General features: G+C 46.3%; 18 protein-coding genes and 2 tRNA genes. 7 read left to right on the top strand and 13 right to left on the bottom strand.

Going from position 1 to position 18658, the window contains the following annotated elements:
- Window positions 1-88: 88 nt before the first annotated feature.
- From cobB to J3U76_RS07335, 9 genes are all read right to left on the bottom strand, one after another.
- Window positions 89-790 carry a Sir2 family NAD+-dependent deacetylase gene (gene cobB / locus J3U76_RS07375; protein ID WP_341534320.1) on the bottom strand — a complete coding sequence of 234 codons (702 nt, stop codon included), beginning with the start codon at window positions 788-790 and terminating at the stop codon, window positions 89-91.
- A 124-nt stretch (window positions 791-914) separates the two neighbouring features.
- The gene (locus J3U76_RS07370) at window positions 915-1232 is read right to left on the bottom strand and encodes an integration host factor subunit alpha (protein ID WP_208005322.1); all 318 of its coding nucleotides are present in this window, start codon (window positions 1230-1232) and stop codon (window positions 915-917) included.
- 1 nt (window position 1233) lies between these two features.
- The gene (gene pheT, locus J3U76_RS07365) at window positions 1234-3621 is read right to left on the bottom strand and encodes a phenylalanine--tRNA ligase subunit beta (protein ID WP_208005321.1); all 2388 of its coding nucleotides are present in this window, start codon (window positions 3619-3621) and stop codon (window positions 1234-1236) included.
- 15 nt (window positions 3622-3636) lie between these two features.
- Window positions 3637-4620: a phenylalanine--tRNA ligase subunit alpha gene (gene pheS / locus J3U76_RS07360; protein ID WP_208005320.1), complete on the bottom strand. Its 984-nt coding sequence runs from the start codon at window positions 4618-4620 to the stop codon at window positions 3637-3639.
- Between the two features lie 155 nt (window positions 4621-4775).
- A complete protein-coding gene (gene rplT, locus J3U76_RS07355; protein WP_208005319.1) occupies window positions 4776-5132 on the bottom strand; it encodes a 50S ribosomal protein L20 in 357 nt (118 codons plus the stop codon).
- A gap of 14 nt (window positions 5133-5146) precedes the next feature.
- Window positions 5147-5341: a 50S ribosomal protein L35 gene (gene rpmI / locus J3U76_RS07350; protein ID WP_208005318.1), complete on the bottom strand. Its 195-nt coding sequence runs from the start codon at window positions 5339-5341 to the stop codon at window positions 5147-5149.
- Between the two features lie 74 nt (window positions 5342-5415).
- Window positions 5416-5913, bottom strand: coding sequence for a translation initiation factor IF-3 (gene infC / locus J3U76_RS07345; protein WP_243454135.1), 498 nt, complete (start codon window positions 5911-5913; stop codon window positions 5416-5418).
- Window positions 5914-5954: 41 nt separating this feature from the next.
- The gene (gene thrS / locus J3U76_RS07340; protein WP_208005317.1) at window positions 5955-7889 is read right to left on the bottom strand and encodes a threonine--tRNA ligase; all 1935 of its coding nucleotides are present in this window, start codon (window positions 7887-7889) and stop codon (window positions 5955-5957) included.
- A 232-nt stretch (window positions 7890-8121) separates the two neighbouring features.
- Window positions 8122-8577, bottom strand: coding sequence for a tellurite resistance TerB family protein (locus J3U76_RS07335; protein ID WP_208005316.1), 456 nt, complete (start codon window positions 8575-8577; stop codon window positions 8122-8124).
- A 175-nt stretch (window positions 8578-8752) separates the two neighbouring features.
- Here J3U76_RS07335 and J3U76_RS07330 point away from each other — a divergent pair, with 175 nt between their 5' ends.
- Both J3U76_RS07330 and J3U76_RS07325 read left to right on the top strand, forming a co-directional pair.
- Window positions 8753-9499, top strand: coding sequence for a pteridine reductase (locus tag J3U76_RS07330; RefSeq protein WP_208005315.1), 747 nt, complete (start codon window positions 8753-8755; stop codon window positions 9497-9499).
- 57 nt (window positions 9500-9556) lie between these two features.
- Complete coding sequence (locus J3U76_RS07325; RefSeq protein WP_208005314.1) at window positions 9557-9760, top strand: CPXCG motif-containing cysteine-rich protein; 204 nt, start codon at window positions 9557-9559, stop codon at window positions 9758-9760.
- A gap of 112 nt (window positions 9761-9872) precedes the next feature.
- Here J3U76_RS07325 and J3U76_RS07320 read toward each other — a convergent pair whose 3' ends face one another.
- A complete protein-coding gene (locus tag J3U76_RS07320) occupies window positions 9873-10478 on the bottom strand; it encodes a riboflavin synthase subunit alpha (RefSeq protein WP_208005313.1) in 606 nt (201 codons plus the stop codon).
- A gap of 169 nt (window positions 10479-10647) precedes the next feature.
- Between J3U76_RS07320 and J3U76_RS07315 the strand changes: the two genes are divergently transcribed.
- The 4 genes from J3U76_RS07315 to J3U76_RS07300 all read left to right on the top strand — a co-directional run bounded on the left by J3U76_RS07315 (window position 10648) and on the right by J3U76_RS07300 (window position 13278).
- Complete coding sequence (locus tag J3U76_RS07315) at window positions 10648-12027, top strand: MATE family efflux transporter (protein WP_208005430.1); 1380 nt, start codon at window positions 10648-10650, stop codon at window positions 12025-12027.
- Window positions 12017-13009, top strand: a complete 993-nt coding sequence (locus J3U76_RS07310) for a DUF3080 family protein (RefSeq protein WP_243454126.1) — start codon at window positions 12017-12019, stop codon at window positions 13007-13009. Before J3U76_RS07315 ends, J3U76_RS07310 begins: the two co-directional genes overlap by 11 nt.
- A 101-nt stretch (window positions 13010-13110) precedes the next feature.
- A tRNA-Val gene (locus J3U76_RS07305) sits at window positions 13111-13187 on the top strand.
- Between the two features lie 14 nt (window positions 13188-13201).
- Window positions 13202-13278 (top strand) — tRNA-Val (locus J3U76_RS07300).
- Window positions 13279-13606: 328 nt separating this feature from the next.
- On the opposite strand, the gene J3U76_RS07295 is transcribed toward J3U76_RS07300, so the two are convergent.
- The 3 genes from J3U76_RS07295 to J3U76_RS07285 all read right to left on the bottom strand — a co-directional run bounded on the left by J3U76_RS07295 (window position 13607) and on the right by J3U76_RS07285 (window position 16163).
- Window positions 13607-14746: a glycerate kinase gene (locus J3U76_RS07295; RefSeq protein WP_208005311.1), complete on the bottom strand. Its 1140-nt coding sequence runs from the start codon at window positions 14744-14746 to the stop codon at window positions 13607-13609.
- A 130-nt stretch (window positions 14747-14876) separates the two neighbouring features.
- Entirely contained in the window at window positions 14877-15974 is a 1098-nt protein-coding gene (locus J3U76_RS07290) for a CdaR family transcriptional regulator (protein ID WP_208005310.1), read from the bottom strand.
- A gap of 33 nt (window positions 15975-16007) precedes the next feature.
- Window positions 16008-16163 (bottom strand): hypothetical protein, encoded by a 156-nt coding sequence (locus J3U76_RS07285; protein WP_208005309.1) that lies wholly within the window; start codon window positions 16161-16163, stop codon window positions 16008-16010.
- 572 nt (window positions 16164-16735) lie between these two features.
- On the opposite strand from J3U76_RS07285, the gene J3U76_RS07280 reads away from it, so the two are divergent.
- Window positions 16736-18658 carry a PrkA family serine protein kinase gene (locus J3U76_RS07280; RefSeq protein WP_208005308.1) on the top strand — a complete coding sequence of 641 codons (1923 nt, stop codon included), beginning with the start codon at window positions 16736-16738 and terminating at the stop codon, window positions 18656-18658.

The raw sequence follows: 18658 nt of genomic DNA, 5'->3' as shown, positions 1-18658 counted from the left end.
ATTAAAATCTCTTATACTTACAATATATTATACTTAACTGAACATAAGTGTTGGTTGATCAGTCGAGGTTTTTCAGTCTGTATCAGAATTAGCTGTTGAGTAACTCTTCAACGTATTCTACTACTTTTTCCGTTGCTGGCCCGTAGCGATGTTCGGCAAAATGATTTTTTCCTTCGCTCGGCTCTAAATTAATTTCTACAGTATGAGCATTATGCATAGCAGCTTCGTGCACGAAGCCGGCGGCGGGATACACATTGCCCGACGTACCAATAGAAATAAAAATACTGGCTTCACTTAATGCCTGATAAATGCGGTCCAGTAATAACGGCATTTCACCAAACCACACCACATGGGGGCGCAACTGCTCCGGAAACTGACAACACTGACAGAGGTCGCCAATATTAAGATCTCCAGGCCAGTCAATGGCTTGCTGACTGTGTGGACAACGCGCTTTTAATAATTCGCCGTGCAGATGTAATACATTGTCACTGCCGGCTCTTTCATGCAGATCGTCAATATTCTGCGTTACTAAAGTCACGGTGGCCGGCCATTGTGCGGTTAATTTTGCGAGCGCTAAATGAGCCGCGTTCGGTTCTACTTCATGCAGAAGCTGGCGGCGACCATTATAAAATTGCTGCACTAGCTCAGGATTTCGTTGATAGCCTTCAGGCGTGGCAACATCTTCTAGCTTATGTTGCTCCCATAAGCCATCCTCGGCTCTAAAGGTACTTATCCCTGACTCTGCAGAGATACCCGCCCCAGTGAGAATAACTATATTACCTTTATGCACTGGCTGCTTCCCTCTTTTTGGTGTCATTGAACCCTGTGCGTTAGGCTAACAGTGATTTTATATTAACGCTAATCTCTAATACCCAACTGCTAAGAAAAAGCCAGGCACTATGCCTGGCTTAATTTTATTTTGTTGCAGCGTCTGACTCATCAGGCGGTGATAAATGTTCCACTCTGGCTTTTAGCTTTTGCCCAGGCTTAAAGGTCACCACTCGGCGTGCAGAAATCGGAATATCTTCTCCGGTTTTAGGGTTACGCCCTGGGCGCTCCCCTTTGTTACGTAACTCAAAGTTACCGAAACCGGATATTTTAACCTGTTCGCCTTGCTCAAGTGATAAGCGTATTTCTTCAAAGAAAGCCTCTACCATCTCTTTAGAATCACGCTTAGATAGCCCAAGCTCAGTAAACAGCTGCTCTGCTAAATCGGCTTTGGTTAATGCCATATCAGTCCCTCAAGGAAGCATCAAACTCGTCAGAAAGCGCCGTTACAATACGGGTTACCGTATCGGCAATTTCTTTCTCTTCCAAAGTGCGGTGAGCATCTTGTAATATCAAGCTAAGCGCCAAGCTCTTCTTGCCATCACTAATACCCTGACCTTGGTATACATCAAATAAGTTTAAGCCAACTAACTGACTTCCGCCAACTTTCCTAACTAAATCAAGGATATCGCCTGCAGCAATATCTTGCGCTACCACTAAGGCTAAGTCGCGACGATTGGCCGGAAAGCGAGAAACGGAGCCAGCTTCAGGCACAAAGCGTTGTGTAAGCGGACTCAATTCAATCTCAAACACATAAGCTTGAGATTTTAAGCCGAGCTTTCGTAATAAGCTTGGGTGTATAGCACCTAAGGTACCCACTTCGCGACCTTGATAAACCAGTGCCGCAGACTGACCAGGATGTAGTGCACTAATATTGGCACGGGTAACGGAAAATTCCAGTGGCTGGCCGGTTAAACCTAGCAGGCTTTCAACGTCCCCTTTTACATCAAAGAAATCAACCGCTTTATCGGTCATGCCCCAGTGTTCACCCACCACAGAGCCCATCACTAACCCGGCTAATACAGGGGTTTGACGCACACCATTTTCAGCGTTTTCATCGGGGATAAAGGTTAAGCCTTGCTCAAACAGACGCAGTCTTGGCTGCTGACGATTTTGATTATATACCGCTGCTTGAATCAGTCCTGGCCACAGTGAGACCCGCATTTCGGACATATCAGCCGAAATAGGATGTGGCAACACCATGGTTTTTATCTCAGGAAACATCAAGGTTTGATGTTTAGGATCAACAAAGCTGTAGGTAATGGCTTCTTGATAACCTAAATCAACCAAGGCATCTTTTATGCGATTAAGTGGCAGCTTAGCTTCACTGTGCTGTGACATGGTTAAGCCTGCCACTGGCGCTTGATCGGGAATATTGTTGTAGCCGTAAATGCGGGCTACTTCTTCAATCAAGTCTTCTTCAATGCTAATGTCAAAGCGATAGCTAGGTACTTGTACCTGCCAACCTTCAGCCGTGGTGGTCACTGCTAGCCCCAAACGGGTCAGCATATCACTCACTTGTTCGGCGCCAATTTCAATACCAATTAAGCGATTTAACGTGCTATGGCGTAGGCTAACTGTGTTGGCCTTGGGTAAGTGTTCTTCTGCTACGGCTTCCACTACAGCGCCTGCTTCACCACCACAAATATCCAGTAATAGTGCCGTTGCGCGCTCCATCACTTTATGTTGCAGCTGATAATCGACACCCCGCTCAAAACGGTGTGAAGAGTCGGTATGCAAACCATAATGGCGAGCACGACCAGTGATTGATAACGGATTAAAGAAGGCGCACTCCAGTAATACATCACGGGTTTGTTCGGTAACCCCTGTGGCTTCACCGCCAAAAATACCCGCCATGGCAATCGCCTGCTTACTGTCGGCAATCACTAAGGTATCTGGCTGTAATGTAACTTCATTGCCGTCAAGCAAAGTTAGCTTTTCGCCAGACTCAGCCATGCGCACCTGAATGTCACCCTTTAGGGTGGCCAGATCAAAGGCATGCATGGGCTGGCCCCACTCCAACAACACAAAGTTGGTAATATCTACCACCGCATCTATGCTGCGAATACCACTGCGGCGTAGCTTTTCTTGCATCCATAATGGGGTGGGTGCTGACACATCTAGGTTTTTAACCACGCGCCCTAAATAACGCGGGCAAGCGTCGGGGGCGGCTAAATTAATGTTAACCGAGTCGTCAATGGTAGCGGCAACCGCAGGAATTTCAGGCCAGTTAACGTCTTGCTGATTTAACACTCCCACTTCACGAGCAACACCGGCAATACTTAAACAGTCTGCTCGATTTGGGGTGAGATCGATTTCGATAATATCATCATTAAGCTGTAAATATTCTCGTATGCAGCTGCCAATGGGGGCATCTGCTGGCAGCTCAATAATACCGCTTGAGTCTAAATCTATGCCTATTTCGCTGTAAGAACACAGCATGCCATGAGAAGCTTGGCCTCGTAGCTTGGCTTTTTTAATCTTAAAGTCACCAGGTAATACAGCCCCAACCACGGCCACCACGACTTTTAGCCCTTGGCGACAGTTAGGTGCACCACAAACGATGTCGAGGAGCTCATCCCCGCCTACGTTTACTTTAGTGACTTGTAATTTATCGGCATCTGGGTGTAGGCCACACTCGACCACTTCGCCCACAACAACCTGGCTAAAGTCCCCTGCTGCTGGCTCTACGCCGTCAACTTCAAGGCCTGCCATGGTAATTTGCTCGGCAAGCGCCTCTGTATTTAGGCCGGTGTTCACCCACTCTTCCAGCCATAATTTTGAAAATTTCATTATTGCTCCAGCCGCTTAACCAAATTGCTTAAGAAAACGCAGATCATTTTCGAAAAATGCGCGTAAGTCGTTTACGCCGTAGCGCAACATGGTTAAACGCTCAACGCCCATACCAAAGGCAAAACCACTGTAACGCTCGGGGTCAATACCGACTGAACGCAATACGTTAGGGTGCACCATGCCACAGCCTAATACTTCTAGCCATTTGCCATTTTTACCCATCACATCCACTTCGGCACTGGGCTCAGTAAAGGGGAAGTAAGAAGGACGAAAACGAATTTGCAGGTCTTCTTCAAAAAAGTTATTCAAGAAGTCGTGCAATACGCCTTTTAATTGCGCAAAGCTAACATTTTCATCAACCAGCAAACCTTCTACCTGATGAAACATAGGGGTATGAGTTTGATCGTAATCGTTACGATATACGCGGCCCGGCGAAATAATACGGATCGGTGGCGCTTGGTGCTCCATGGTACGAATTTGTACGCCAGAGGTTTGCGTACGCAGCATCAGCTTAGGATTAAAGTAAAAAGTGTCATGATCGGCGCGTGCAGGATGGTGGGCCGGAATATTGAGCGCATCAAAGTTATGGAAGTCGTCTTCAATTTCAGGTCCTTCAGCGACCTGAAAACCCAGCTCACCAAAAAATGACTCAATACGTTTAATGGTGCGCGTTACTGGGTGCAAACCACCCACGGCTTGTTGACGGCCTGGCAGACTAATATCTAATGTCTCTGAGGCTAGCTTTTCGTTTAACTCCGCTAATTGTAGCGCTTCACGCTTACTATTAATGGCGTCGTTCACCGCTTTTTTGGCTTTGTTGATCACTTGTCCGGCAGCGGGACGCTCTTCGGCTGATAATTTACCTAGGGCTTTAGATTGTTCGGTAAAAAAACCTTTTTTACCCATGTAATGCACCCGGATTTCATCTAGTTCACCGGCGTTGCTGGCCGCCAGGATCTCCGCCTGTGCTTTGACGATTACGTCTTGCAGCTGATCCATGTATTCCTCGTCACTTGCCCGCGTACGCAGACACTAAAAAATTTGAAGGTCTTGATAATAAAGGATTTGTGGTTTTTCTGCCACTATAGAACTTAATTGCAGACAACAAAAAAGGAGGCCTAAGCCTCCTTTTCTTATGTTATCGACTTAACGACTTATGCCAGCGCTTCTTTTGCTTTAGAAACTAAAGCGGTAAAGGTGGTTTTGTCGTGTACTGCGATATCAGCCAGGATCTTACGGTCGATTTCAACAGAAGCTTTTTTCAAGCCATTGATGAAGCGGCTGTATGAAAGACCGTTCTGACGGCTTGCAGCGTTAATACGCGCAATCCACAGTTGACGGAACTGACGTTTTTTGGTGCGACGGTCACGGTATGCATATTGACCGGCTTTAGTTACTGCTTGTACTGCTACGCGATAGACACGTGAACGAGCACCGTAATAACCTTTAGCTTGCTTTAATACTTTTTTGTGACGCGCGCGAGCGGTCACACCACGTTTAACTCTTGCCATTTTTTAGAATCCTCTTAAGCGTAAGGCAACATTGAAGCAATTTGAGCAACATCAGCTGCTTCTACCAAGTTAGTACCGCGCAATTGGCGCTTACGCTTGGTGCTCTTCTTTGTGAGGATATGGCTGGTGTGTGATTGCTTACACTTAAAGCCACCCGCGGTTTTCTTAAAGCGCTTTGCAGCACCTTTATTCGATTTCATTTTCGGCATAATAACTCCGCATTGTTAATAATAACAAACAGACAAGGTGAGCTGAGTAAGATTACCCAGCTACTTGTTGAACCTTACTGTTTTTTCTTTGGGGCTAGCACCATAACAGCTTGACGTCCTTCCATTTTTGGAAAGGCTTCAACTACGGCCAATTCGTCCAAATCCGCTTTTATACGGTTGAGCAAATCGAAACCGAGGTCTTGGTGCGCCATTTCACGACCACGAAAACGCAGGGTGATTTTGGCTTTGTTGCCCTCTTCTAAAAAGCGAACCAGGTTGCGTAGCTTTACCTGATAGTCGCCATCGTCAGTACCGGGACGGAATTTAATTTCCTTCACCTGTATCTGTTTCTGCTTTTTCTTTTGTTCTTTGCTCGCCTTGCTCTTCTCGTAGAGGAACTTGCCGTAATCCATTAAACGGCAAACGGGCGGCTCGGCATTGGGGCTGATTTCAACCAAGTCTACACCAGCAGTGGCTGCAGTCTCCAATGCTTCAGCAATAGGAACCACACCCAAAGGATCGCCTTCGAGGCCGACTAAGCGAACTTCTGGTAGTCGGATCTCTTCATTCAGTCGATTTCGTGGAGCTGGTTTGCTCCCTCTTTTAGCGCCTTTTATAACCTATCCTCCACTGTTTTCTTTCCGCGAGTGCGAACTTCTTGCTGTAATAGCAAGCTCAGCTCTTCAATATCGAAGGTGCCTAAGTCCTGTCCTTTCCGGGTACGTACTGCTACCTTGCCGGCTTCAACTTCTTTGTCGCCACAAACCAGCATAAAAGGTACCCGCTTCAGAGTATGTTCACGGATTTTAAAGCCTATTTTCTCATTTCTCAAGTCTGCTTTGGCTCTAATACCAAGATTATTCAGATTTTTTGTGAGATTGAGTGCGTAATCGGCCTGATTATCGGTAATATTGAGCACCACTGCTTGAGTGGGAGCCAGCCAAGTTGGAAACAGGCCCGCATACTCTTCTATTAAAATACCAATAAAACGCTCGATTGACCCTAGGATAGCACGGTGAATCATAACCGGCACATGCCGTTCGTTATCTTCACCTACATAACTGGCTCCTAAGCGGCCAGGTAGTGCGAAATCAAGTTGTATTGTACCACACTGCCAAGCACGATTCAGGCAATCATGCAGCGTAAACTCAATTTTAGGACCATAAAAAGCCCCTTCGCCGGGCTGTAATTCATATTCAATGTTAGCGGCAGTAAGCGCATCTTGTAATGCAAGCTCGGCTTGATCCCAAGCTTCATCACTGCCAATACGCTCTTCTGGGCGCGTAGACAGTTTAACCACTATGTCATTAAAGCCAAACGTTTGGTATGTGTCATACACCAGCTTAATACAATCCGATACTTCAGACTGTATTTGCTCTTCGGTACAGAATATATGGGCGTCGTCTTGGGTAAAGCCCCGTACGCGCATTAAGCCATGTAAAGCCCCGCTTGGTTCGTTACGGTGACAGCTACCAAACTCCCCCATACGTAGGGGTAAGTCGCGATAAGACTTTAAGCCTTGGTTAAAAATTTGCACGTGCCCTGGGCAGTTCATTGGCTTAATCGCATAATCACGATTTTCTGAACTGGTGGTAAACATGTAATCGGCGTATTTTTCCCAGTGCCCAGAACGTTCCCACATCAGGCGATCCATCATTAATGGACCTTTTACTTCTTCATAGTCGTATTCACGTAGCTTATCGCGCACAAACTGCTCAAGCTCACGGAAAATGGTCCAGCCGTCGTTGTGCCAAAACACCATGCCCGGTGCTTCTTCTTGCATATGGTACAAGTCGAGTTGTTTACCAATTTTACGGTGATCACGCTTGGCCGCTTCTTCTAATTGCAGTAAGTGGCCCTTAAGGGCTTTTTTATCGGCCCACGCGGTGCCGTAAATGCGCTGCAACATTTTGTTTTTTGAATCGCCACGCCAGTACGCGCCTGAGGTCTTTTGCAGTTTAAAGTGCTGACAAAACTTCATGCTGGGCACATGAGGGCCACGACACATATCTACGTATTCTTCGTGATAGTAAAGACCTGGGCGGTCATCTTGGCTTACGTTTTGATCTAAGATCTCTATTTTGTAAGGTTCATGCCGCTCAGCAAAGAGGTCACGGGCTTCTTGCCAGCTCACTTTTTTCTTAATAACCGAATAGTTAGTTTTTACTAACTCTTGCATACGCTTTTCAAGCTTAGCGATATCTTCTTCGGTTAGGGTATGGTCTAGGTCAACATCATAATAGAAACCGTTATCGATAACGGGACCAATCGCCATTTTGGTTTGTGGCCAAAGTTGCTTAATGGCATGACCCAACAGGTGAGCACAAGAGTGGCGCAGTATTTCTAAGCCTTCTTGGTCTTTCGCGGTAATAATGGCAAGTTGTGCATCTGCTTCAATTAATTCGCAAGCATCAACCAGCTGACCATCGATACGCCCAGCAATACAGGCTTTGGCTAAACCTGGGCCAATATCTAACGCCACATCCATAACAGAAACGGCATGATCAAAGTGGCGTTGGCTACCATCGGGAAGAGTAATTGTCGGCATGAATTGTCCTTAACAGTGGTGCACCCTACCAAAGCGCACGTGTAGTAGATGAAAATGAACCCAGATTATGTACAAGCTTCATTGCGTTCAATCACGCTGGCGTACGTGGCCAGAGTGGCACATCTTTTATATATGATAAAAGCGGCACAGATTGAGGGAGCGCATATTATCAGAATCACCCAGTGGCTACCAGATCTGCGCATGACGTCTGGGTACTCTTACACCGCTAAGCTTATTTCGATATACCTGCCTTATCTTGTGCCTGTTGTTTTAGCCAAATAAAGCGACTATGAGGCACATATAATAACTCGGCAACTTGGCGGATCACCCCTTCTTCTTCAGGGTCTAATGTGCCGTCACTAAACGCCAGCGCCCATAAGCTATAGAGAATGTCTTCGCGTTCTGCAATGGGTAAGCTTTTTAACTGAGAAGTAAACTCATAAAGCGACACCACATTATCTCGCTGTGCGCGACTTTGCGCTAATAACTGCTGTATTACATCTGGCGTTTGCTGCGTGAGCTTGGTCACTAAACGTTCAAGCTGTTGTTGCTCTAGGGGGCTAATTTCGCCATCGGCCAGCATTACCTGACTTAATAAAGCGGTAATAGCCATGTCTTTGTTAGCCGCGTTATGCGTATCTGCAGCACTATCGTCCATCGCAAACCATTGTTTAAGTTGTTCTAGCATTTACACTCCTAGCCTATTCGGCGACGGTTTAGGTATTTGGGTTACGCTGTTAAGCTAACCGACAATGTCGCAATCTCTGTGTGAGTATCTTACAAACACTATGGGCTCTTTGTTAACAAATCAATTGAGCTGTACGACTAAAATCGACTTTCAGTTATCACCGCTAGGAGAATTCATGTCTGCCCCTGTGATATTGGTGACCGGTGCCGCTAAGCGCATAGGCGCCGAAATAAGCCGCCACTTGCACCAATTGGGTTATCGATTAGTGCTGCACTATTATAAGAGCGAAACTGCAGCACAGGCCCTGCAACAAGAGCTGAATGCGCGAACACCAGATAGCGTACTGTTAATCTGCCAAGATTTAGTGCAGCTAGAGCAACTCCCCTCCATGGCTGAACGTGCCGTTAATTGTTTTGGGCAATTAGATGGGGTAATTAATAATGCCTCCAGTTTTTATCCAACCCCATTCGCGTCTAGCACCCCTGCACAATGGCAAGATTTAATGAGCACCAATGCCGCTGCGCCCTACTTTTTAAGCCAAGCCTTATTGCCTGCGCTGCGTTCATCGCAGGGGTCCATTGTCAATATAGTGGATATTCATGCTGAAAAAGGCTTACAAGATCATTTGTTATATAGCATGGCGAAAAATGCCCTAGCCACCCTCACCCGAGGGTTGGCTAATGAGCTGGCCCCCAATATTCGAGTTAATGGCATTGCGCCAGGCGCTATTCTCTGGCCTGCACATAATCTTAGTGAGCAACAAAAGCAGCATGTATTAAGCAGCATTCCTATGGGTCGCTTAGGACAAGCCCACGAAATTGCCGAAACCGTGGCCTTTTTACTGGCGGGTCCGACTTATTTAACCGGACAAATTATTGCTCTAGACGGCGGGCGATCGTGTCGAGGCTTAAGTGAAGCGTGAGGCGGCAATTGTTTGCTAGTATATAACGACAGGCTGATTGTTTAGGAGGGATCGTCCTTGAAAGACTTCTTTGAGAAAACCATTCAATGCCCTTATTGCGCAGAGCATATTAGCGTAACACTGGATGCCAGCGCGGGAGATCAAGATTATATTGAAGATTGCAGTGTCTGCTGCCATCCCATGCACTTAGTTTTGACTTGTAATGAACAAACCGATGAAGTTGAACTGAGCGTGAGTGCTGATGATGAGCAGATATTTTAATTTAGTGTGATTATATCAATATAACTTATGTATGTTGGCATAACTTAATATATTAAAGCTAACGCTCTAGTGAGTACGCTTTATGCGACGCTCACTAGAGCAAGAGCAAAGATTATTTTTGTGCTAATACTCGCTCAACCGTATCAACAATGGCTTGGGTTTGTGGATCAACTTCAATATTCACCTGAACACCTGGCGTAATACGCCCTAAATTTGTGCGTTCAAGGGTTTCTGGGATCAAATGCACGGCAAAGCGGTCTGCTTGTACTTCGCCTACTGTTAAGCTAATGCCGTCTATACCAATGTAACCTTTAGTAAACACATATTTAGCCAGTGATTCAGGCAAAGCAAACCACAAAGTGGTGTTGGTGTCCGTAACCTGCTGCTCCAGTAAGGCGCTCATGCCCATAATATGGCCAGACATAGCATGGCCACCTATATCATCACCAAAGCGTGCCGCTCTTTCTAAATTAACCCGATCCCCCACCTTAAGCGTACCTAGGTTAGTCACCCGCAAGGTTTCTTGCATCAGGTCAAAGCTTACCGCCTCGCCTTCTATGGCGGTCACCGTTAAACAGCAGCCGTTATGTGCAACAGAGGCACCCAGTTCAAGGCCGGGTAATAATGCGGGGGGCAATTGTACTATGTGAGTACGAAAATCCGCTTTTTCGATAATGTCTAACACTGCGCCTTGGCCTTGTACGATTCCGGTAAACATGCTGCTTCCTTTACAATAATTATTTAAAAACAAGTGAAAATAGTGGGAAATGCACTGCGGCAAGGTTATATTCCCAGCCAATGGTAAACTCTCAATACTTTACCATTAAAGACGCCCCCTCTTCGCGTCAATATCGCTTTTAGCTTCTGTGAGAAAAACCATGCGCTTTATGCCCTATTTGCTTGAAATTCCTCGTTTAATGCGTCTGTGCGCCCCTATTTTAGTGGCGCAGGTAGCACAAACTTCCATGAGCTTTGTCGATACCATTATGGCCGGCCAAGTCAGTGCCACCGACTTAGCCGCCGTGGCGGTGGCCACCAGCTTTTGGTTGCCACTTATTTTACTGGTACAAGGCGTTATTATGGCGCTAACGCCCATAATATCGCAATTAAATGGCGCGCGTCGCCAAAGTGAAGTCGCAGGGGCTGTGCATCAGGGCTTTTGGCTCACTGTATTGGTCACTCTGCCCGCTATGTTAGTCTTATATTATTCGCCACTGGCATTGCATTGGATGAATGTAGAGCCATTACTGGCAGAAAAAACCGCCGGCTATCTGCACGCCATTTTATGGGGCATGCCCGCTTATGCCTTATACCAAGTATTGCGTAACTTTAGCGAAGGGCTGTCTTTTACACTGCCCACTATGATTATCGGATTTATTGGCTTAATGGTGAACATACCGGCCAACTATATATTGATCCATGGCAAATTAGGCTTGCCTCAATTAGGGGCAGTGGGCTGCGGTTATGCCTCGGCCTTGGTATTTTGGGTTATGCTATTGGGCATGATTATTTACACCCATAAGTCCCCCTTATTGCAGCCATTTAATGTACTTTCTCGGTTAACACCTCCCAACTGGCCACAAATAGGCCGATTATGTCGACTGGGTTTTCCTATCGCTATGGCCATTTTTTGTGAAGTAACGCTGTTTACCGTGGTGGCCTTATTGTTAGCACCATTAGGCACTGAAATTGTGGCCGGTCATCAAATAGCCATTAACTTTTCTAGCATTATTTTTATGATCCCTCTTAGCTTAGGCATGGCAGTGACCATTCGCATTGGCCATACCTTAGGCGAGTATCAAGCAGAGCGTGCTAAGGTCATCAGTATTGTTGGCATCATCTTTGGCTGCTTTATTGCATTACTGTGTGCCATTTCCACCGTGGCTGGTCGCTATTGGATTGGTAGCATTTATACCGATAACAGCGAAGTGTTAACCTTAGCCGCCAGTTTGTTATTATTGGCGTCTTTATATCAGATATCAGACTCGGCACAGGTGATTGCAGCAGCAGCCTTACGGGGTTATAAAGATACGCAAACTATCTTTTATATTACCTTCTCATCCTTCTGGTTATGCGGTTTACCTATTGGTATGGTACTGGGTATGACAGACTGGCTAGTGCCCCCCATGGGGCCTCACGGGTTTTGGGTGGGCTTTTTAATTGCGTTATCCATCGCAGCTTTCTCATTAATTTGGCGATTACGGGTGATTTATGCGAGGGTCGAACATAATCGTCGGGCTAACCTGCCTTTGGTTGATGGCATGTAGCCCTAACAATGATCTAGAAAGTCACTTTCAAACTTATTTAACGCGCCTCGCACATGTATTAAAGGTGGATGCGCCCAGCTTAACGCCTGTGCCCACACTGCCTGATTTACCCAGCCAACGCTTGCTGGTCGCGCATCAAGAACAGATTAGCAGTGGTGTGTTAGATGCCCTGCAACTGGGGCAATGCGAGGGGTTATTTGAGTTGGTGGCCGAGCATAACGGTCCGGTCGGCAAAAGCCAAAGTGCGGCGGGGCAGCTATTATATCATCTGCAATTTCAATACGGCTTACATGCCTGCCAAACTGAACATTCAGATCCTAAGTTACAGGCTTGGTTGGCAAACATTAGTCAGCAAAAACAGCCATTATTACCCCGCTTTTTCTGGAATATGATGATAGCCGAGCCAGAGCTTAGAGCCGCCCTGGCTCCGCGACGACAAACCCTACCCTTTGAACAACAGGCGGGCTATCACAGTACGCTGCACGCGCTGAGCCTATTTAACGATCTATATCAGCAAGCACAAGGTAACAGACCTTTGCAGCCCATAAGTAACGAATTACTGAGTGAGGCGCTGGCAGGCTTATATCAAAATCACTACTTAGGGCGCTTGTTTTATTCCCTGCACAGTGGGGCTCATTATCTTGAGCAGAGTATTCAATTTTTACAGCAACTCAAGCAGCTTGATTGTCGCCGAGCAGAGCGAACAGACGCCAAGCGTTTACGTAATGCCATGCAGCATTATTATATTAAAGACATTCAGCGCTATTTAGGCCAAATTGATCGCCAGTTTGTGCAGTTAGCGCCTTTGCTCAGCACAAGTCTTACGCCGCCGGAAGAAAAAGACGCACTTATGCACGCTTATCGCCAACAAGTGGCGCAAGGGCTAAATAGTCAGGTGTATGTGCGTTATCGCCACCTCACCCTTAAACATGCTAAGGTTTGGCAGCAATTTTTAAAGCGGTGTGAACTTTCACCACTTTGACCATAAGTCAGGCAGTTGTACGGCATCAGCAGCTATAGTCACAAAAAAGGCTTGCCTACTACTCATGCCTTGGCTACTATTGCGCTCGCTTAATACGGAATACGCCCTTAGCTCAGTTGGTTAGAGCGCTACCTTGACATGGTAGAGGTCGGTGGTTCGAATCCACTAGGGCGTACCAATTATAATAGCGCTGCGTCCTTAGCTCAGTTGGTTAGAGCACTACCTTGACATGGTAGGGGTCGGTGGTTCGAATCCACTAGGACGCACCACACATTAAAAAGCCCGCTCAATGAGCGGGCTTTTTGCATTTTAGTCATTTCAGTAATAAATAATCAGTTATACCAAATACACTAAATATTTGTCTGTGAAGCTGCTAACAGGTGACTCAGTAGCTGATGGCCGTATAAAGGGAGTGACTCCACCGGCCATCACATGACAGGGATGTCATGTGCTGAGCGCCACAGGGAAGTGCTTGCAGCGTGTCGGTGGAGTCACCCCTTTGTTCGGCTTTTGCAGCAAGTAAAGCTGACTATTTCTTTAATATGGTTGGTATTATAAGGCGCAATACCTTGTATTGTGCCTCATAAACTACAACCCTTACTTGGCTTTCATCGCCATAACAGTGGCGATGTTTTTGGCATTAAAGATCAGGTTATCTTTAGCACCGGCAAAAGCTTCTTGCAGCGTCATCACGCTTGGCATAATAGAGAACACCGCATCAATCCCGTGCTCGGTCACCACACCCACATCTGAGCTTAGGCTACCGGCAATACCAATCACGGGAATATCGTACAGCTTGGCAGTTTTGGCTACACCAATGGGCGTTTTACCATAAATAGTTTGGCTGTCGAGGCGACCTTCGCCGGTGATCACTAAATCCGCCCCTTTCACCACTTCTTTGAGGTTAGTGGCTTCAACCACAATTTCAATACCTGGCTTAAAGGTAGCTTTCATAAAGGTCATCATACCAAAGCCCATGCCACCGGCAGCACCTGCGCCCTGCTGCTCACGCTGATCGCTAAAGCCATTTTCTACCAATACATCGGCTAGGTGCGTTAACGACTTTTCTAATGTGGCAAGTGCCTGCTTGTCTGCCCCTTTTTGTGGACCAAAGATGGCGGTTGCCCCTCTTTCGCCTAACAAGGGATTATCGACATCACAAGCAACTTCAAAGGTACATTCAGCCATAGCAGGGTGCAGTTCGCTGGCGTCAATGTGTTTAACATCGATTAAGGCCGCACCGCCATCCGCCACTACATTGCCTTGGGCATCGGTGAACTTCACACCCAACGAGGCTAACATGCCCATGCCGGCATCATTGGTGGCACTGCCGCCCAAGCCCACAATAATATGGCGTACACCGGCATCAAGTGCATGGCGAATAAGCTCACCTGTGCCCCGAGAGGTAGCCGTGCACGGGTCGCGATCATCTTGGGCAACGTGATGTAAACCAGAAGCCGACGCCATTTCAATTACGGCAGTTTTACCGTCACCTAAGAGGCCATAATGCGCCTCAACCTGAGTGCCTGCCGGGCCCGTAACTTGAGTATGCACGGTTTTACCGTCGGTGACGGCCACCAAAGCCTCTACTGTGCCTTCACCGCCATCGGCCATTGGAACTAAGCAGTACTCAGCATCAGGATAAACCGAAGAAAAACCCTGTTTGACCGCTTCGGCTACTTCCAGTGCCGTTAAGCTTTCTTTAAAAGAGTCAGGAGCAATAACAATCTTTTTCATGTTGAGTACCTTCAATGGTTTCTGCAAAGTGAGTCATAGTATCGATGCTTTGCATACAAAATGCCATGTGCATTTGCACAATATAAGGCCAAGTTTTCTGTGCAATCAGCGTTAACGGTGTTATTCGTTGTTAATCAAGAATAATATTCCCCAAATAAAGCCTAAATAGCTGATCTAACTTTTTATAATCCACCCCCGTTATCTGCTCTATTTTATCTAGGCGATTACGCAGGGTATTGCGATGAATATTTAAGCGATGCGCACAGGTGCTCATATCTACTGACGATGATATTAAGGTGCGCAACGTCAGTCGCAAGGTGCCATGGGGGTCTTGATTAACCAAGGCTCGATATTCTTTAGTCAGCTCATCTTTACGCCAGCCGCTTACCTCGGATGAAATAATAATTTTTTCTTTATGAGCTTCATAACAATATACAGCGGCGCTAAGGTCAGTTGTTTGTGCTTGACCAAACGCCATAGCCGCGGCGGCACTGGCGTAAGAAAGAGCGAGCTGTTCGATTGAATCTACGCTTGCTCCTACCCCTATGGTCAACGGGTGGGGCAACATTGGGGCAATTTTGGCAAGGCTGGTCTTTTTCTCTTCTTTGGCATCTAGCACCACCGTTAAGCCTGATTCTTGACTAAAGAAAAACCACCCCTTAACGGCCAAGGCTAACATTGGAGTGAGGGCAAGCTTTTGTTGATAGTCTAAAAGGGTATTGTCAGGCTTAAAAATCACGCAACGCGCGGGAAAGCGGCGGCTTAAGTGCACTTTTTTTAATGCCGCCACCGCTTGTGTGCTATCCAACTGACCGGTAACTAACTGTTTTAAGAAATTTTCTTTTTCGATGCCTAATAATAGCGCCGCGTCTTTTTCTCGACTTTGTTCAACTAATAGCTCGGCGGTCATTTTTAATAACGCGCCTAACTCACACACTTGCTCTGGTTCGCCTGTAATGCCCACCACGCCAATGCAATGGCCTTGATAGGCAATGGGCAGGTTCACACCCGGCTTGGCGCCAGCTAAATAACGGGTATCGGCATGCGCCACTATCATAGTTTCTTGATGCTCAATAACCCAGCTCGCCCCCGAGTGCGCCAGCCCCATACGAGTAGCATCGGTGGAAGCCACCACTATGCCCTGCTTGTTCATCACATTAATGTCGTAGGGGATCAAGCCTTTGGTGCGCGCAATAATCTTTTCTGCGATCCGTTCTTCAATTTCCATTCTTAATCTTATGGTTGCGTGATAATTAATGTCTCAGCCATTATGTATGTTGGCATAACTAAATGTGACCTCAGTATTAAACCCCGTCGCCCACGAACGATAACGAAAGTAAGCCGGTATCGGAGAAGTAAACTGCACCACAAAGTCGCCTTCTTGAGTTACCACCGCATGTTGGCTTAACTGAGACATATTCCATTCCTTTACAGAGGCATAAGCAAAACGAGTTGATAGTATCAACACATCCCTTACGTTAACGTAAGTGTCTATATTTAGGTGTGGGAGGGATAAAAAAGAACCCTCGCAAGCGAGGGCAAAATAAACGGAAACGTGCTTAAACAGAGCTACACATCATAGTAGTCCATTAACCTTTTAAGCCGATTAACGGACTAACCTGCAATGTGTTTTCAATCTAACCGTAGCGAAATGTGAAGTCAACGTTAAAAAAGCGAGTAAAAACTATTTAGATAAAAAATTAACCAACCACTCCCCTAACGTTAAGGGAAGTTTAATAGCACAAATAAGCCGATACCATAGCCCTGCACCGCCACTTAGCGGCAAACCTAGCCGTTTAGACCTCCCCTTACCCGCTTTAAAAATCAATGACAGCCCACGACTTCACAAAAACTTTGATATTTCTGACAGTTACACAAGCGCAATAGCAAATTTGTGTCTAATCTTTCATCAGGGAAGAACGACATGTGCGCAACACATAGGCTAATAAAGAGTGCGTTAGCCATGTTTAGCGCTAGGGAGAGAGTACTATGGGTATTTTTGAGCATTTTCAAACACGTTACGAAAAAGCGCAGGAAGAAGAATATAGCTTGCAAACATTCTTAGATATGTGTCGAGAAGACAAAGCTTGTTATGCGTCGGCAGCAGAACGCTTACTGATGGCCATTGGTCAACCCGAGATGATAGATACCGCACAAGACCCCAGATTAAGCCGACTGTTTTCTAATCGCGTCATCGCCCGCTATCCGGCCTTTACCGAATTTTATGGTATGGAAGACAGCATTGAACAAATTGTCTCTTACCTCAAACATGCCGCACAAGGGCTGGAAGAAAAAAAGCAAATTTTGTACTTATTAGGTCCGGTAGGGGGCGGTAAGTCATCATTAGCCGAATGCATTAAAGCCTTAATGCAAAAAATGCCCATTTATCGCATTAAAGGATCACCGGTCAACGACCATCCGTTTTGTTTGTTTGATGCCACAGAAGACGGCGCCGTATTAGAGCAAGAGTATGGCATTCCTAAGCGATATCTCCGCGCCATTATGTCGCCTTGGGCGGTCAAACGTCTGCACGAATACGGGGGCGACATTAGCCGCTTTAAAGTAGAAAAGGTCTACCCCTCAATTCTTGACCAAATTGCCATCGCTAAAACCGAGCCCGGTGATGATAACAACCAAGATATTTCATCTTTAGTGGGTAAGGTCGATATTCGACAACTTGAGCATTTCTCTCAAGATGATGCCGATGCCTATTCTTACTCGGGGGCTTTATGTAAGGCTAATCAGGGACTAATGGAATTTGTCGAGATGTTTAAGGCACCTATTAAGGTATTACACCCCTTATTAACGGCCACGCAAGAGGGAAACTACAACAGTACCGAGGGGCTGTCTGCCCTGCCCTTTGAAGGCATTATTTTAGCTCACTCTAATGAGTCAGAATGGCAGCACTTTAGAAACAACCGCAATAACGAGGCGTTTTTAGACCGTGTTTATATCGTTAAAGTGCCTTACTGCTTACGGATCAGCGAAGAAATTGAGATTTACCAAAAACTGCTGCATAACAGTGAGCTTGCTAACGCTAAGTGCGCGCCTGGCACCTTAGAAACCTTGGCACAGTTTAGTGTGCTGTCACGCATGAAAGAAACGGAAAACTCTAATCTTTACTCCAAAATGCGTGTTTACGACGGTGAAAGCCTAAAAGACACCGACCCTAAAGCCAAGTCTTACCAAGAGTACCGCGATTACGCCGGTGTCGATGAAGGCATGCAAGGGTTATCGACCCGTTTTGCCTTTAAGATATTATCGCGGGTGTTTAACTTTGACCATGCCGAGGTGGCCGCTAACCCGGTACATCTTTTCTATGTACTCGAGCAGCAAATAGAGCGGGAGCAATTTCCACAAGAGGTACAAGAGCGCTACCTTGAGTTTATTAAAGGTTACCTTATTCCTAAGTATGTTGAATTTATCGGCAAAGAAATTCAAACCGCGTATTTAGAGTCTTATTCTGAATACGGGCAGAATATTTTTGACCGCTATGTCGTCTACGCCGACTTTTGGATTCAAGACCAAGAGTACCGAGATCCAGACACCGGGCAGCTGTTTGATCGCGCCGCCCTCAATGCCGAGCTAGAAAAAATAGAAAAACCAGCAGGGATCAGCAACCCCAAAGACTTCCGTAATGAAATCGTCAACTTCGTATTAAGAGCCCGCGCCAATAATGCCGGTAAAAACCCCAACTGGACCAGTTACGAAAAGTTAAGAACCGTCATCGAGAAAAAAATGTTCTCTAATACCGAAGAGCTACTGCCGGTTATCTCCTTTAATGCCAAAACCAGTGCCGATGAGCAGAAAAAGCACGATGACTTTGTGGAGCGCATGATGGAAAAAGGCTATACCCGCAAGCAAGTGAGGTTGTTATCTGAATGGTACTTACGCGTGCGTAAGTCCAGTTAA

Origin of the sequence: Oceanisphaera pacifica, assembly GCF_017498065.1 — a bacterium.
Classification (GTDB): Bacteria; Pseudomonadota; Gammaproteobacteria; order Enterobacterales; family Aeromonadaceae; genus Oceanimonas; species Oceanimonas pacifica.
This window is presented reverse-complemented; position numbering and strand designations above follow the sequence as displayed.

Excerpts from the sequence above, each read along its gene's own strand:
- J3U76_RS07370 (WP_208005322.1), bottom strand. The coding sequence starts at position 1,232 with ATGGCATTAACCAAAGCCGATTTAGCAGAGCAGCTGTTTACTGAGCTT.
- pheT (WP_208005321.1), bottom strand. The coding sequence starts at position 3,621 with ATGAAATTTTCAAAATTATGGCTGGAAGAGTGGGTGAACACCGGCCTA.
- pheS (WP_208005320.1), bottom strand. The coding sequence starts at position 4,620 with ATGGATCAGCTGCAAGACGTAATCGTCAAAGCACAGGCGGAGATCCTG.
- rplT (WP_208005319.1), bottom strand. The coding sequence starts at position 5,132 with ATGGCAAGAGTTAAACGTGGTGTGACCGCTCGCGCGCGTCACAAAAAA.
- rpmI (WP_208005318.1), bottom strand. The coding sequence starts at position 5,341 with ATGCCGAAAATGAAATCGAATAAAGGTGCTGCAAAGCGCTTTAAGAAA.
- thrS (WP_208005317.1), bottom strand. The coding sequence starts at position 7,889 with ATGCCGACAATTACTCTTCCCGATGGTAGCCAACGCCACTTTGATCAT.
- J3U76_RS07335 (WP_208005316.1), bottom strand. The coding sequence starts at position 8,577 with ATGCTAGAACAACTTAAACAATGGTTTGCGATGGACGATAGTGCTGCA.
- J3U76_RS07330 (WP_208005315.1), top strand. The coding sequence starts at position 8,753 with ATGTCTGCCCCTGTGATATTGGTGACCGGTGCCGCTAAGCGCATAGGC.
- J3U76_RS07320 (WP_208005313.1), bottom strand. The coding sequence starts at position 10,478 with ATGTTTACCGGAATCGTACAAGGCCAAGGCGCAGTGTTAGACATTATC.
- J3U76_RS07315 (WP_208005430.1), top strand. The coding sequence starts at position 10,648 with ATGCCCTATTTGCTTGAAATTCCTCGTTTAATGCGTCTGTGCGCCCCT.
- J3U76_RS07310 (WP_243454126.1), top strand. The coding sequence starts at position 12,017 with ATGGCATGTAGCCCTAACAATGATCTAGAAAGTCACTTTCAAACTTAT.
- J3U76_RS07295 (WP_208005311.1), bottom strand. The coding sequence starts at position 14,746 with ATGAAAAAGATTGTTATTGCTCCTGACTCTTTTAAAGAAAGCTTAACG.
- J3U76_RS07290 (WP_208005310.1), bottom strand. The coding sequence starts at position 15,974 with ATGGAAATTGAAGAACGGATCGCAGAAAAGATTATTGCGCGCACCAAA.
- J3U76_RS07285 (WP_208005309.1), bottom strand. The coding sequence starts at position 16,163 with ATGTCTCAGTTAAGCCAACATGCGGTGGTAACTCAAGAAGGCGACTTT.
- J3U76_RS07280 (WP_208005308.1), top strand. The coding sequence starts at position 16,736 with ATGGGTATTTTTGAGCATTTTCAAACACGTTACGAAAAAGCGCAGGAA.